This window comes from Streptomyces sp. AHA2 (genome assembly GCF_036857595.1).
Classification (GTDB): domain Bacteria; phylum Actinomycetota; class Actinomycetes; order Streptomycetales; family Streptomycetaceae; genus Streptomyces.
Genome location: NZ_JAUQWJ010000002.1, coordinates 1 through 14425, shown reverse-complemented (window position 1 = coordinate 14425; position 14425 = coordinate 1). Strand labels below are relative to the sequence as shown.

The following is a 14425-nucleotide window of genomic DNA, read 5'->3' as shown; positions in this document are numbered from 1 at the left end:
GAACGCTAGGGTGCCTCGAATGTTCCACGCTGCCTCGTCCCCCGCATGCGCAGCGAGGTCCCGGATCGTCTCCCCGAGCTTCTGGTGGGAGGGTCTGTGACGAACTCGCTGCGACCGAACGGCGACCAGAGGGCGCCACTTCCCCCGGCACAGTCGCCGGTGGGCGGAGTGCCGAGCCCTCGCTCGCCGCAGAGCCCGCGAAGCCACCAGAAGACACAGAACGGCAAGCAGCGCGACGCGTTCTTCGACAACGCGAAGTACCTCGCGATCGTGCTGGTGGCGGTGGGCCACTCCTGGGAACCGCTCAGGGGCGACAGCCGCGTGATCGACGCCGCTTACCAGGTCGTCTACGCCTTCCACATGCCGGCGTTCATCATCATCTCCGGCTACTTCTCCCGCAGCTTCGACATGCGGCCCGACCGGCTGAAGCGTCTGATCACCGGCGTCGCCGTGCCGTACGTCGTCTTCGAGACGGCCTACTCGCTCTTCAAGCGTTGGATGGACGACCCACACCACGAGATCAGCCTCCTGGACCCCTGGTACCTGACCTGGTTCCTGATCGCGCTGTTCGTCTGGCGGCTGACCACGCCAATCTGGAAGGCGGTGCGCAGGCCCCTCCCGCTCGCCCTGGGCCTCGCCATGCTGGCGACCGTCAGCCCCTCGATCGGCGACGACCTCGACCTCCAGCGCTTGCTGCAGTTCCTGCCGTTCTTCGTGCTGGGCCTGTCGATGAAGCCGGAGCACTTCCACATGGTGCGCCGCCGTTCGGTGCGGATCGCCTCGGTGCCGGTCTTCGCGGCCGCGCTGGCGTTCAGCTGGTGGGCGGCGCCGCGCATGAACGCCGCCTGGTTCTACCACCGTGACTCCGCGCAGGAGCTGGGGGCGCCGTGGTGGACCGGCCCGGTGATGGTGCTGGCACTCTTCGGCTGCTCTCTGGTGCTGACCGCCTGCTTCTTCGCCTGGGTGCCGCGCCGCCACATGTGGTTCACCGCGCTGGGCGCCGGCACGCTGTACGGCTACCTGCTGCACGGCTTCCTGAAGAAGGCCGGTGACTACCAGGGCTGGTTCGAGGCGTCCTGGCTGCACCACCCGGCCGGTGAGATCGGGGTGACCGTCCTCGCCGCCGCCGCCGTGACCGTGCTGTGCACCGCTCCGGTGCGTCGGGTGTTCCGGTGCGTGATGGAGCCGGCGATGGACTGGGCCTTCAAGCGGGACGCGGCCGAGGCCGCGCGTGAGCGCCAGGGCGTGGAGCGGCGCGAGCGCGAGAAGGCGGCCGTGGGCTGAGCCCCGCCCGGCGACACGCACAACGGCCCGCACTCCGCGAGGAGTGCGGGCCGTTCGCGTGTTCGAGGCGGTGGGACCTACTCGCCCTTCAGGTGGCGCATGAGCCGTTCGAAGTCCTGCCACCCCGACAGGTCGGACGGATCGCCCGGGAACGTGTAGCAGAGCGCCGGACGGGTCCTGGGGCCCAGCTCCCGCGGCGCCTCGGGCAGCGGGGTGCGGCGGGCCCGGTCGCCCGGCATCCGGCGGACCTCCTCCGCGCCCAGGACGAACGCGTACGGCACGCCCGGGCCCTCGAAGCGCGGCGGGACGGACAGGTCGCGGCGGGCCCGGCGGATCTGCACCAGCATGGACTGCAGGTCGTGCCGGGTGGCGAGGGCCTCCGCGGCGGCGGTCACGGTCTCCGTGGGGATGTGCTCGCCCGGTCCGTAGCCGAGGACCATCGTGACGTCCTCCTCCACGCCGGCCGTGGTGCGGGTGACGCGGACCGTCGCCAGGCCCGGCCGCTCCGGGGTGCCGACGACCACGAACCAGCTCGGCTCGGGGGCCCGTTCGTGGGCCACGTCGGTCAACTGGCGCAGCGACCAGGGGAGGTTGGCGGGCTCCTCCGTGCCCCAGCCGGCCGGGGGCTCCCCGGTGATCTCCCGCCACACGGCCTCCACGGCGCCGCCGAGCACCAGCCGGTCGTCGGCGGGGTGGACGGCGCGGAAGGAGATCGCGAGCTGGCGCTCCCCCGTGTCGCCCTGTTCGACGACCCCCTCCTGGAAGGAGGCGGCCAGGGGGGTGCGTGGGTCCTCGGCGGTGGCCTGCGGGGACTCCACCGTCACGAACAGGCCGTTGCTCCACTGCAGTACGGCGCCGGTGAGGCCGTCGTAGTAGCCGTCCCGCTCGTCCTGCACGACCCAGCGCGAGGGCCAGCCCGGGAGGCTGTTGCGGACCGCCGGGGACAGGCGGGTGCCCGCCGGGGTGACGATCTGCAGGCCGAGGCCGGCGTTCGCCGCGGCGCGGAAGGCGTCCGACAGCCAGGCCGTCATCGCGACCACGGGACGGTCCTGGATGACGACGGCGACCTTGTCGGTGAGGACGTCCACGGCGGGCTGCGCGGCGGCCGGAGCGGGCGCCACCGTCATCCCGTCCGTCTTGACCACCGCCAGGGACCACGCGGTCTGCGGCGGCCAGGCCGTGCCGCCGACCAGGGTGGCGATCCGGGCGGCGAACGTCCCGGCGAGCTCCTCCGCCTCCTTGACGCCGGTCGTGGCGCGGGCCTCGGTCCACCAGTAGGGCACCTCAGGTTCCCGTGCCCCGAGCAGCCGCTCGGCCTCTCCCCTGACCTGCACGAGCAGCGGCGCCTCGACGGACACGAGCGGGCGGCCCTGCGGGTCGCACAGCTGCACCACGGCGCCCTCGCCCTCGGCGCCCACCAGCAGGTCCGGACCCCCGGACAGCAGGCCCGCCAGCACGCTCAGCGGATCGGGCATCTTCCTGGTGAGAGCGATGACATCCTTCGTCACGCGTTTACCTCGTCCCCTCGTAGACGGTCTGGATGAGCCGGCTCGGTTCGCCCCTGCGGATCAGCACGCCGCGGCCGGGCGGCTGGTGGCTTGCGTACACGTTTGAGAAGAGCTGTCCCTCGCTGCGGTCCCCCGCCATGACCAGCGCCGAGGCGCCCGACTCGCGCAGGCTCTGCAGCAGCGGCTCGTACAGGCCGCGTGAGGCGCCCGCGACACGGCGGGTGAGGACGAAGTGCAGGCCGATGTCGACGGCGGAGGGGATGTACGGAACGAAGGGAGCCAGCGGTTGCTGCCCGGCCGTGGTGAGGACGTCGTAGTCGTCGACGAGGATCACGATGCGCGGGCCGGAGAAGCTGCCCGGTTCCAGGTCGGCGGTGTCGGCGGCCTCGTCGGGCAGCCGCTTCTCCAGCTCGGAGGCGATGCCGGCGGCCAGACCGGCGCACAGCTTGGCGTTGTAGGCGTAGCCGCCCCGGTACTCCTCCGGCACGACCCCGCGCAGGCCGCGGCGCGGGTCGAAGACGCCGAAGACCAGCTCGTCCTCGCCGTAGCGCTCGATCAGGCTCCGGGCGATCACCTTCAGCAGGTTGGTCTTTCCGCACTCGCTGTCGCCCATGACCAGCAGGTGCTGGTCGCGGTGGAACAGGTCGACCAGGACGGGCGCGAGCTGCGTCTGGTCCAGGCCGATCGGCACGCGCCGCGGTTCGGCGGCGGGCCCGGGCAGCTGGTGCGGCTCCAGGACGTGCGGCAGGACGCGCACGGGCTGGGCCACCTCTCCGGTCCAGGTGGCGCGGATCGCCCGGGCGGTGGTCTCCAGCACGGCGCCGAGGTCGGCGGTGTCGGCGAGGCCGTCGGTGCGGGGCAGGGCGACCTGGGCGAAGAGCTTGCGGTCGATGAGAACGCGGCCCTTCTCCTCGGGCGAGAGGGTCTCGCCGAGCTTGCGGTCGATGCTGGACTCGCCCGGGTCGTTCAGGCGCAGTTCCACCCGGGTGCCGAACTGGGACTGGGTGGCGATGCGCACGTCGTTCCAGCGGAGCATGCCGGCGACGACGTGGATGCCGTAGCCGCTGCCCCGCTTCAGGATGTCCACGACCGGGTCGTCGAGGTCCTCGAAGTCGTCGCGCAGGGCGCCGAAACCGTCGATGAGCAGCACGATCTCGGTGCTGGCCAGGTCGGGCAGGCGGCCGGCGGCGCGCAGGGCGCGCAGCTGCTCCAGCGAGTCGATGTTGTGGATGCGGAAGAGTTCCTCGCGCTGGTCGAGCATGGCGCGCACCGAGTCGATGGTGCGGGCGGCGCGCTCCCGGTCGGCCCGGCCCGCGATGCCGCCGACGTGGGGCAGCCCGGACAGGGCCTGCAGGCCGCCGCCGACCAGGTCGAGGCCGTAGACGCCCACCTCCTGCGGGGTGTGGGTCAGGGCCAGGGAGAGGGCGAGGGTGCGCAGCAGGGTGGTCTTGCCGGACTGGGGGCCGCCGATGATCGCGGCATGACCGCCGGCCAGCGTGAGGTCGAGGTACCACCGGCCCTGCCACTGCCTGGTCGGGTCGTCGAGCACGCCCAGCGGCACCTGGAGCGGGCCGCGTCGCTTGGCGAGCTGCATGCCGCGCGGACCGACCTGCACAGGACCCGCGACCTTGTCGAGCGGGACCGCGGAGGGCAACGGGGGGAGCCAGATCTGCCGGACCGGGCGGGCACCGGAGCGCTCCAGCTGGTCGATCATCATGCCCATCTCGGTGGGTCCGGTCTCCCGGCGCCGCATCTGCGGCTCCTCCGGGGAGGCGGTGTCCTCCTGGCCGAGCGTGTTGTACGCGTCGTACTCCAGCACCAGCGGCCCGGTGTCCTCCTCGCTCTCGCGCCGGACGGGACCCCGGTAGGCGCCGGAGACGTAACCCGCCTTGAACCGCTCGTAGTGGCTGGTGTCGACCTTGAGGTAGCCGAAGCCGGGCAGCGGGGGCAGGTGGAAGGCGTCGGTGGTGTCCAGCACCGTGCGGGACTCGTCCGGGGAGAAGGTGCGCAGCCCCAGCCGGTACGACAGGTAGGTCTCCAGGCCCTTCAGCTTGCCGGCCTCGATGCGCTGGCTGGACAGCAGCAGGTGGACGCCGATGGACCGGCCGATGCGGCCGATGGACAGGAACAGGTCGATGAAGTCCGGCTTGGCGGTGAGGAGTTCGCCGAACTCGTCGATCACGACGAACAGGTGCGGCAGCGGCTCCAGGTCGGGGCGCTTGTCGGCGCGCAGCGCGGCGTAGTGGCCGATGTCGGCGACGTTGCCCGCGTCCTTGAGGACCTGCTGGCGGCGCTTGACCTCGCCCGCCAGGGAGGCGTGCACGCGTTCGACCAGGCCGGCCTGGTTCTCCAGGTTGGTGATGACGCCGGACACGTGCGGCAGGTTCGCGAACGGGGCGAAGGTGGCGCCGCCCTTGTAGTCGACGAGGACCAGGGCGAGGTCCTCCGGCGGGTGGGTGGCGACCAGGGCCAGGACGAGGGTGCGCAGCAGCTCGGACTTGCCGGAGCCGGTGGCGCCGACGCACAGGCCGTGCGGGCCCATGCCCAGCTCGGAGGACTCCTTCAGGTCGAGCAGCACGGGTTCCTTGGCGTCGCTCACGCCGATGGGCACCCGCAGGAAGGCCCGCTCGCCCCGGGGCGCCCACAGCCGGCTCAGGTCGAGCCCGGCGACGTCGTCGATGCCCAGCAGTTCGGCGAAGTCGACCGCCCCGGTCAGGGGCGCGTCGACCATCGACTCCGCGGACAGGCGCAGCGGCGCGAGCATCCGGGCCAGACCCTCGGCGAAGGGGGCGCCGATCTCGTCGACGGTGCCGTGCGCGCTGATCGGCTCCGTCTCGCGCAGGTCCTCGATGAGGACCCGTTCGCCGTCGACCGTGATGCGCACGCCCACGCTGCCCGGCTCCTGCACGCGCTGGTCGAGCAGGTGCAGCACGGTGACGCTCATGTCGCGCAGGCCGACCGCGTCGTCGGGGCGCGGCAGGTCCACGGCGTCGCCGCCGTGCGCGTCCGCCACGACGAGCAGCCGCGAGGACATGGCCAGGGCGTCCTTGTCGGACAGGCCGCGCCGGACCTCCGCCGCGTAGGAGGCTCGGCGGCGCAGCTCGCCGCCGATCCGGCGGGCCAGCTGCGGCAGCGAGGGGGCGATGCGGCGGGCCGCGACGGGGCCGTCGAACTGCTCGGCGTCGAGCAGGTGCGGCAGCCACTTGGCCCATTCCCAGTCGGCGATCCGGTCACCGGGCACGGCCAGCGCCATGGCCACGTCGTCGGGCGCGTGGGTGGCGGCGGCCTGCGCGAGCAGCACCCGGGCAACGCGGAGCGTGTCCTCGCGCCGGCCGACGACGGTGACGTTGCCGACGCGGTCGAGGGGGACGGTCAGCGGCAGTTCCGTGCCGTTGGCGAAGCGGGCGACGAGGGCGGAGGCCTCGTTCAGCATGAACTCGTCGGGCGGGGTGAGCACGGAGGAGCCGGGCGGGTCCACCTTCAGGTCGCGCACGGGCATCTCGCCGGTGCCGACGCGCACCCGCAGGAAGTCGGCGTCCAGGCGGCGCCGCTCCCACAGCCGGGCGGGGTCGCGCACGATGTCGTACAGGGCGTCCGGCGGCGGGTTGAGCACCTGGGTGCTCTCGCGTCGTTGGCGCTCCTCCCCGGACAACTCCTCGCGCAGGTCCTCCAGGTAGGCCAGGTAGGCCTCGCGCTGGGTACGGCGGGTGCGCTGGGCCTTGCCGCGCTGGGAGAAGACCAGGACGAGCGAGCCGAGGATGGTGACGACCAGGATGATCGCGCCGAGCGCGGCGAACTGGCTGTTGCGCACGACCGTCATCATCACGACGGAGGACATCACACCCGCCACGGGCAGCAGCGAGGTCGCGATCGAGCCCGTCTTGCCGTCGGGCAGGTTGGGCGGCGCCTCGATGGAGCGCGGCTCGGGGGCGGCCGGCGGGCGGGTGGTGCGGGCCGGCCGGTGGATCAGTCGGGTGCTCATCGTCGTCGCCTCGTCCTGTGAGTCCTTCGGTTCCCTTCTGCAGGGCGGGTTCAGCGGCGCCTGTGGGAGAGCTGGAAGGCCTGTGCCGCCAGGCGGGCGGCGGCCTGCCGGGTGCCGCGCGCCAGCAGTTCGGTGCGGATGGTGCCGCCCGCCGCCAGATGCCGGTCGTAGGGCAGGACGCACACGCTCGCGCCCGTCGCCTTCAGCTGCTCGGCCGCCTTGTCGAGGTCGACGCCGGTGTGCGGCGCGGTCTCGGTGAGCACGACGACCGTGGAGGTGGTGATGTCCCGGGGCAGACCGCGCATCCACTCCAGGACCGCGTGCGTGCTGGCGATCCCCTCCAGCGTCGCCGGCACCGTCAGGATCCGTGCCTGGGCGGCGGACAGGGCGGTGCGGGCGACCTCGGCGGGCAGCGTCTCGCAGTCGGCGACGGTCACGCCGAAGTAGCGGCGCATCGACACCATGATCCGCTCGTAGCCCTTGGTGTCGAGCATCGCCCCGACCTGTCCCTGGCTGCCGGGCAACAGCCAGGCGTTCTCGGGCAGTTGGACCAGGTATCCGGTGATGTCCAGGAGCGTCATCTGCGGTTCGAGGACGTCGGCGAGGTCACCGGTGGTCCAGCGCAGGTTCTCCGCGCCGAGCCGCAGCGGCAGCGAGCCGAGCGCCGGGTCGGCCTCGACGACCAGTACGGGGTCCTGGCGGTAGTGGGCGTACGTGGTGGCCAGGAGCGCGGCGACGGTCGTCTTGCCGGAACCGCCGCGGATCGAGGTCACCGCTATCTGCCGGCCGGTGGTGACCGGCTGCTGGAGCGTCTCGGCGGTCGCGGTGGCCTCGGCGACCTCCCGGGACGCCGAGGACGCGAGGGTGCGGCGGACCGCGCGCACGGCGCGGGCGGCGAACGACTCCCCGCGCCGGGGGCTCCTGCCCGCGCCCAGCAGCTTCTCGTCGACCACCGGCCGGCTGTCGGGGACGGTCCGCGAGGAACGGGCCCGGGGGGCGGGGGCCTGCTCGGCGTACCGCACCGGCCGGCCCTGGTGCTGCTGGGCGTGCTGCTGCGGCGGCTGCCCGGCCGCGGCCTGCGGTGCCTGGCTGTGCTGGTCCGGGTGCGGCTGGTGCGTCCCCCCGGTGTGGGGCTGTTGCTCGGCCGGGTACTGACCGGCGTACGCCTGCTGGTGCTGCGCGTAACTCCGACCGGCCGGGCCGGGCTGCGGGGGTTGCTGCGGGTAGCCGTAGGCGGGCCGCCCCTGGGGGTGGGGGTTCTGTGCGCCCTGCGGGGCGGCGTGCGACTGCGGCTGTGGCTGTGGCTGCGGAGCCGGCGCCTGTGGCGGGGACGCCTGCTGCGGCAGCGACGGCTGTTGCTGGGATGCCTGGTGCGGAGCGGACGGCTGGTGCGGGAACGCCTGCTGCGCGGGCGGCTGGTGCTGTGGCTGGTGCTGTGCGACCGGCTGCCGAGGTGCCGGTGCCTGCTGCGGCTGCTCGTCCGGTTGCCCAGGTGCCGGTGCCTGCTGCGGCTGCTCGTCCGGTTGTGCGGCACGCTGCGGGGGCGTGCCGCCCCTCAGGTCGCGCAGCACGTCGTTCTGCCAGTTGTCGCCGCTCGGCATGTCGCCCTTCTCTCCTGCCGCGCCCTGCTCTGTCGTACCGCGGAAGCGGCGGCAGGCGGGCGCCCGGTCCTCGAAGTCTCAGAACTTGTTGAGCAACTGCCCGTAGATGCCGAACGCCCCCACGGCGAGCGGGAACAGCGCGATCACGCCGAGGGACTCGACCAGGTCGGCGCTCCTGCGCAGCCGCACCCGGACGTGGTCGGGCGGTTCGATGCCGAGGACCAGCAGGGGCAGCAGCGCCGCGGCGCCCAGCAGCACCAGGGCTCCGGCGCCCCCCGCGTGGTCCAGCCACAGCACCGCGAGACGGACGACGAGCACCGCCGCCGCCGCGAACAGCGCCACGACCTCGGCGACCAGCGGGAACGCCCGCGCCCGGGAGAGCAGCACCACGGCCACGACGGAGGCGAGGGCCACCGTCCAGACCGTCGGCTGCCGCGCGGTGGTCAGCATCCAGCCGCCGGCCGCGGCCGACGCCGCGGTGACGACGGTGGCGAGGGCGAGCCCGCGATGGGTGGCGGCCAGGGCGTTGCCGACCTGGTGCCGGCTCACCGACGTGCCGGTCGAGCGCTTGTCGTCGAGCGCGGTGAGCCCGGAGGCCATCAGGGCGAACCGGGGCAGCAGCCCGAGCAGGACGATGGAGAACACGGCCATCACGGCGCCGATCCGGTCCGCCCGGTCCTGGAGGAGGGCCACGCCCTCCCACACGAGGGTGACCGTGACGATCGCCCCGGCCCCGAGAAGCCCGCCCCTGCCCAGCGGGGAGCAGTAGGCCAGCAGCACCAGGGTGATCACCAGCGCGGCGGTGATCCCGGCCAGCCGGGCCGTGCCGCCCCAGTCGTACGCGTCGGCCGCCGTCCACGCCGTGAGCAGGCCGAGCCCGCCGGAGGCCAGGAGCAGCGCGGTCGCCAGGCCCTGGTTGCCCGTGCCGATCTTCGCGGTGGCCGCACCGGCGAGCAGGAACAGGACGGTGACGACGGCGAGTCCCGTCGTGACGGACGCGAGGGAGAACTCCTGTCGGGCCAGCACGGCGGCCGCGACCGTGAACACCACGGTCGCCACGCCGGCACTCACGCGGCGGGCCGCCGGACGCCACCGCCAGGTCCGCAGGTCCAGGTCGTCCGCGACCTGGTCGGTGACGTCGTGCACGACCGGCGCCGGGGGCGCGGCGTGGGCACGGACGAGCCGGAGCACGGCACCGTCGGGCACGCCGGCCGACGACAGCGTCGCGTCATGGGGCAGCGCCGAGCCGTCGGAGGTGATCAACTGCCGGGTCGTGGGCCTGGTGGCCGCACGGTCGTCCAGCAACTGGAGGATGTCGGGGAGCAGTTGGCCGATCGGGGTGTCCGACGGCAGGACGAGGTCGGCTCGTCGCCGCTCGCCGATCAGGGTGACCCGGCTCAGCTGGGTCCGGGACGTCGTCGCTGCGCTCACCACTCACCGGAACCTATCATCGCGTCGTTTCTGGCCCGGCCGCGTCCCGACCGCATCGCGCCGGCCGCACACAGCCCGTTCACTGCTTCTCCGCACTGTCGCCGCCGGCGCCGCTCGCGGAGGCGCCGGGGGTGGGGTTGTACATCTGCTCCTGCTGCTGCCGCTGCTTCTTCTCCTCCGCCTTCTGCTTGGCCAGCGTGGCCTGGAGGAAGGACCAGCCGATGCAGCCGGCACACAGGACGGCCGTGATCGCGATGCCCGCGAAGAGTTTGCCGAACCGTTCGTCGGCCGTCCGCCGGGAGCGCTGGGCGCCGAAGAGCAGCGCGTCGCGCATCCGGCGCCGGCGCACCGCCACCGACTCCAGCAGCTGGCTGTCGTAGTCCCGTGCCATTCAGTCGTCCTGTGCCTCGTCGATGCGTCCTGTGGTACGTGCGTCCTGTGGTGCGTGCCTCTGTGCGTGCCGCCGGTGCGTACGTCCTGTGCACGTGCCCGCCGTGCCGGTGCGTGCTGTGCGTGACGGCCGGTCAGTCCTCCGGGCCGAGGCCGAGGTGCTCGCGCATGTCGGCGTACTTCCGCGTGAGCCGCCGGGCGGTGGCCGGGTCGAGGACGGCGAGACGGGCGGGGTCGGCGTTGTGCGCGAGGTCGGCCGTCTTCACCAGCCGGGCGCCCGGTGTGGCGAGGATCCGCCGCGCGTACGCCTCCGGCTCCTCCCCCGGCCGCTTCGTCACGGCCCGTACGACGTCCTTGGTGAGCTGCGTGAGCGCCGCCGCGTCGAGCCAGTCCTCACCGAGGACGCCGTCCTCCAGCGCGTCGTGCAGCCAGGCGGCGGCGACCAGTCGGTCGTCCCCGCCACGTGCGCGCACGCCTGCGGCGACGGCCGCCAGGTGCTCCGCGTACGGGCGACCCGCCTTGTCGGTCTGCCCGGCGTGCGCGGTGCGAGCGACGGTCTCGACCTCGGCGAGACTCATTGGCTGCGGCATGCCGACCCCCCTAGCTACGCCTTCGCAACATAAGACATGAACGCGCCAGGAGTACAACCGGGGTGCGCCGGTCCCCCGGGTCCCCCCAGCGCGTTCACATCCCTCCGGACAGCCCCGACACGACCATGAACAGCACCCACAGCACGGGGATCAGGGCGACGTAGGCACGGGGCCTGCGGCGCACCGGCACCCCCGGGTCGTAGCGGGGCCCGAGCGTGCCCGGCCCCGGCGCGGGGAGCCGCTTCACCTTCCGCACCGCCAGGACGTTGCGGACCAGCGTGAGCGGCGCGAACAGGAAGAGGGACAGCGGGCTCCACCATCCCCGGGCGAGGGTGTGGGCGGTCAGCGCCCGGTACACGGCCAGCCCGCACGTCAGGCACATGGGGCCGTCGGTCCGCCGGAAACCGAGGAGCAGGACGAGACCCCGGTGGGCACGGAAGGCCACGTCCACGGCGGGAGAACCTCCGCAGAACCTGCACATGAGGAGGGCGGGGTCCGGCAGTTCGGGGGGTGCGACCGCCGGCTGCGCGGCCACGCCGGCGGTCGGGTCGGCCGGCTCCGGGTCCGCCGGGCCGGAGTCCGCCGGCTCCGGGTCGGCCGGGTCCGGGTCCGCGTACCAGGCGCGCAACGAGGTGGCGACGGCGTCCAGGAGGCCGTCGTTCAGGGCGTGGTCGATGAGCCCGTCGCAGAACTTCTCCCCGCGCACGACCGCGGTGGCGGCCCGCACGGCGTCGGCGGGCCGCAGTGCGCCGTCGGGTCCGGGTGCGGGGACGGGGTTGTCCATCCACCGGTGCTCGGGGGTGACGGCACCGATCCGGCGAAGGGCTCCCACGGCCCGGTGGACGCCCGCGCTGTACTCGGGGAACGGCACGTGGATCGCCCCGCCGGGCGACTTCCGCCCACCGCCCCACTGCACGTGGCGGTCCTCGTCCGTGAGCGCGTCGAAGGCGTCGGCGAGCTCCCGCCACGCCTCCGCGTCCGCGCGGTCGAGCTGCGCGAGCAGACGGCGGTCGTCGGCCGGGGTGACGATCCGGGCGAGTGCCTCCACGGCCGCGGCATCGGCGGCCCCGGTGACGGGGCCCACGCCGGGTTCGCGGCTGAGCAAGTGCAGGACGCCGACGGGGGTCAGCCCACGCTCCCGGGCCTCGCGCACCCTGCGGTACCACTCGGTGCCGAGCTCGTAGGCCCTGCGGCTGCCCGCCGCGCGGCTGATCCACTCGACGTCGCCGGCTTCCGCGCCGGCCCACGCGTATCCGACGATCTCACCGTCGTCGGGGGCGATGACGGTGACGTACCGCACGGCCCCGGTCGCGGTGCCCGGCGGGGTGCGCGGGCGTCCCCGCGCGGAGCCGTCGTCGGGTGCCTCGCTAGGCATCCTTGGCGAGGGCCTCGACAGCGGCGGCACTGGGGGCGTCGGCGAGGGAGCCGGGCAGCGGACGGGTCCTGCCACGCGGCTCGGCGTCGGCGTACAGCTCGGCGAGTGTCTGCGTGGGGCGGAGACCGCGCGCCTTGCCGTCACGCAGCCGGCTGATCCAGGCGATGCCCGCGTTCACGGCGCGGGGGCCGCCTTCCTGTCGCGGCTCGTAGGCGGCGGCGTCGTCCTCGTCACCGGCCCAGACGTACCCGAGGGCCGTGCCGCTCTCCTTGTCCACCACGGTGAAGTACTGCACCGGCTTCTCGGTCCAGTCCCGGTATCGCGCCGGTCCGCCCGGCTTCTCACGGAACTGCAGGTCCTCCTCGAAGCGCGAGGGCGCCGGTTGCTCACTGCTCATGGGTTTCATCCTCCTTGAGTCGCCCGTCCGGTCCGCGACCGTGACGCGGCTACGGCTGGGCCTTCGGCGCGACCTCGCAGTAGACCTGCCACTTCCCGGCCTCGTCCTGGAAGACCCGCGTCACCTTGTATTCCACACCACGGGCGAGCAGCAGCTCCCGCTCCCCCTTGTTCACGGAGATGTGGTCGATCCAGAGGGCAGGCGTGCCCTGCGGCACCCGCAGGTGCAGGTGGACGGGCTGATATGCGAAGGCCGGGTCCTTGCCGAGGGACGTGGACATGTACCCGAGCTCGTCGTAGACGTTGCCCTGCATCTCGAGCGGTGACCGCAGGTTGAGGTAGCTCACGTCGGTGCCCCGGACGACCATGATGTTCTCGGGCACCGGGCGCGAGCCCATGACCCGGTCCATGTTGTCGACGAGATCCGCGACGGGGCGTTCCAGGGGTACGTCGACGTTCCGCAGCTGACCGTTGATGTTCTGGTAGTAGAAGCTGCTGTACCTCTCCAGGGCGCCCCTGGCCTCGGGATCCAGGTTGTCGAGGTGGTCGTTCCAGTACGCGTCGCCGTACTCCTGGCCCGCCCTGTTGCTGGTGCTGGGGTACGGGTTGGTCCCCCGTTCCAGCTCGGCGGTGGCCACCGCGTGCCGCTCGGCGTCGGTGGCCAGGTCGGCGAAGTCCTCCGCGGACATGATCGGCCGGTACTCGAACGGCTCCCCGGCCGTGCCGCCCGGCACGTCCACACCCTGGTGCCCGGCACCGACGGGAGCATCGGTGCCGTGGGGTACACCGGCGTCCCCGGCATCCGCGTGCTCACCGGCGTGCGCGACGTCGTCCGCGTACTGCCCGGCATCGGCGTCACCGTGACCGGCACCGTGGGAGACGTCGTCGGCGTGCCCGTGGCCGGCGTCGTAGGCGTGCCCGTGGCCCGCACCGTGCCCGGCGTCGTCCGCGTGTCCGGCTCCCGGGAAGTCGTGGCCGCCGGTGTGCGTGTGCGGCGTGGTCGTCGGCGAGGTGTCGTAGGAGGACGGCGACGGCGCGTGGTCGTACGCGGACGGGGCCGGTGACGGGTCGAAGGCCCCGCCCGGGGCGTGGATCGGAGCGGTGGGCGGTGCGTGGTGGTACGCACCGCCCACCGCGTTGTCCCCGGTGTGCGCGACGCCGTCCGTCCCGGCGTGCACCCCGGCGTACGAGGGCGTGGGAGAACCCTGCGTCGTCCAGTGAGCGGGAAGCGTCGGCGTGGTGCCGTGCGGGACGGTGGGAGTCGTGCCGTGCGGCGCCGGAGTCGCACCGATCGTGCCGTCCGGGGCCACGAGGTCGCCGTTCGGCGTGAGTTGGTGGCCGTCGGGCAGATGGACCGAGCCGTCGGGCAGCGTGGGGATGTCGATGGCGCCCACTCCGCGCAGGCCCTTGGTGATGTCGCCGATCTTCGACAGACCCGCGCCCGCGCCCTTGGCGATGTAGGTCATCGGGTCGATCACCCGGCCCGCCTTGCCCGCCACCGACAGCGCCTTCGCCACCGCACCGGCCTTGCCCGCACCCGACGCCGCAGCCCCCGCACCACCCGTGAACACCGTCGTCACCACGTTGAAGGTGACCGCGCCCGCGGCGCGCGCGGGGTTCTTGCCCCACTGATCCCACGCCACCAGCGCCTTGCCCGTCTCCTTCATCGCGGTCCGCGAATCACGGATCCAGGACGGCAACTTGTCGTCCGGCAGCGCCCAGAACGCCGTCGCCACCCCCGGGACCGCCGACAGAGCCAGACCCGTCGCCAACTGCGCCAGGCCCTTCCACGCCTGGCCCATCGCCTCCCAGCCACCGAAGCCGACCAGCGTGCCCAGGCCCTTGATCGTGCCCCACACACCGTCCAC

10 protein-coding genes are annotated in these 14425 nt (G+C 73.3%); 1 reads left to right on the top strand and 9 read right to left on the bottom strand.

Features of this window, described 5'->3' with window-relative positions; all coding sequences use genetic code 11:
- Positions 1-96: 96 nt before the first annotated feature.
- On the top strand, positions 97-1284 hold the full coding sequence (locus Q5694_RS03925) for an acyltransferase family protein (RefSeq protein WP_333930592.1): 1188 nt from the start codon (positions 97-99) through the stop codon (positions 1282-1284).
- Between the two features lie 77 nt (positions 1285-1361).
- On the opposite strand, the gene Q5694_RS03920 is transcribed toward Q5694_RS03925, so the two are convergent.
- The 9 genes from Q5694_RS03920 to Q5694_RS03880 all read right to left on the bottom strand — a co-directional run.
- Complete coding sequence (locus Q5694_RS03920) at positions 1362-2792, bottom strand: DUF6177 family protein (protein WP_333930591.1); 1431 nt, start codon at positions 2790-2792, stop codon at positions 1362-1364.
- 4 nt (positions 2793-2796) lie between these two features.
- Complete coding sequence (gene eccCa, locus Q5694_RS03915; protein ID WP_333930590.1) at positions 2797-6774, bottom strand: type VII secretion protein EccCa; 3978 nt, start codon at positions 6772-6774, stop codon at positions 2797-2799.
- Between the two features lie 50 nt (positions 6775-6824).
- Positions 6825-8375, bottom strand: a complete 1551-nt coding sequence (locus Q5694_RS03910; RefSeq protein WP_333930589.1) for a nucleotide-binding protein — start codon at positions 8373-8375, stop codon at positions 6825-6827.
- 78 nt (positions 8376-8453) lie between these two features.
- Positions 8454-9809 carry a type VII secretion integral membrane protein EccD gene (eccD, locus tag Q5694_RS03905; RefSeq protein WP_333930588.1) on the bottom strand — a complete coding sequence of 452 codons (1356 nt, stop codon included), beginning with the start codon at positions 9807-9809 and terminating at the stop codon, positions 8454-8456.
- Between the two features lie 76 nt (positions 9810-9885).
- The gene (locus Q5694_RS03900) at positions 9886-10197 is read right to left on the bottom strand and encodes a hypothetical protein (RefSeq protein WP_333930587.1); all 312 of its coding nucleotides are present in this window, start codon (positions 10195-10197) and stop codon (positions 9886-9888) included.
- A gap of 133 nt (positions 10198-10330) precedes the next feature.
- Complete coding sequence (locus Q5694_RS03895) at positions 10331-10786, bottom strand: HD domain-containing protein (RefSeq protein WP_333930586.1); 456 nt, start codon at positions 10784-10786, stop codon at positions 10331-10333.
- Between the two features lie 94 nt (positions 10787-10880).
- A complete protein-coding gene (locus tag Q5694_RS03890; protein ID WP_333930585.1) occupies positions 10881-12161 on the bottom strand; it encodes a DUF6508 domain-containing protein in 1281 nt (426 codons plus the stop codon).
- A complete protein-coding gene (locus Q5694_RS03885; RefSeq protein ID WP_333930584.1) occupies positions 12154-12558 on the bottom strand; it encodes a hypothetical protein in 405 nt (134 codons plus the stop codon). The genes Q5694_RS03890 and Q5694_RS03885 overlap by 8 nt, the downstream gene beginning before the upstream one ends.
- A gap of 49 nt (positions 12559-12607) precedes the next feature.
- Positions 12608-14425: ADP-ribosyltransferase (locus Q5694_RS03880; protein ID WP_333930583.1), on the bottom strand; the 1818-nt coding region annotated here is incomplete at its 5' end.

Coding starts and splice junctions, on each gene's coding strand:
- Q5694_RS03890 (WP_333930585.1), bottom strand. CDS start 12,161: ATGCCTAGCGAGGCACCCGACGACGGCTCCGCGCGGGGACGCCCGCGC.
- Q5694_RS03895 (WP_333930586.1), bottom strand. CDS start 10,786: ATGCCGCAGCCAATGAGTCTCGCCGAGGTCGAGACCGTCGCTCGCACC.
- eccCa (WP_333930590.1), bottom strand. CDS start 6,774: ATGAGCACCCGACTGATCCACCGGCCGGCCCGCACCACCCGCCCGCCG.
- Q5694_RS03900 (WP_333930587.1), bottom strand. CDS start 10,197: ATGGCACGGGACTACGACAGCCAGCTGCTGGAGTCGGTGGCGGTGCGC.
- Q5694_RS03910 (WP_333930589.1), bottom strand. CDS start 8,375: ATGCCGAGCGGCGACAACTGGCAGAACGACGTGCTGCGCGACCTGAGG.
- Q5694_RS03885 (WP_333930584.1), bottom strand. CDS start 12,558: ATGAGCAGTGAGCAACCGGCGCCCTCGCGCTTCGAGGAGGACCTGCAG.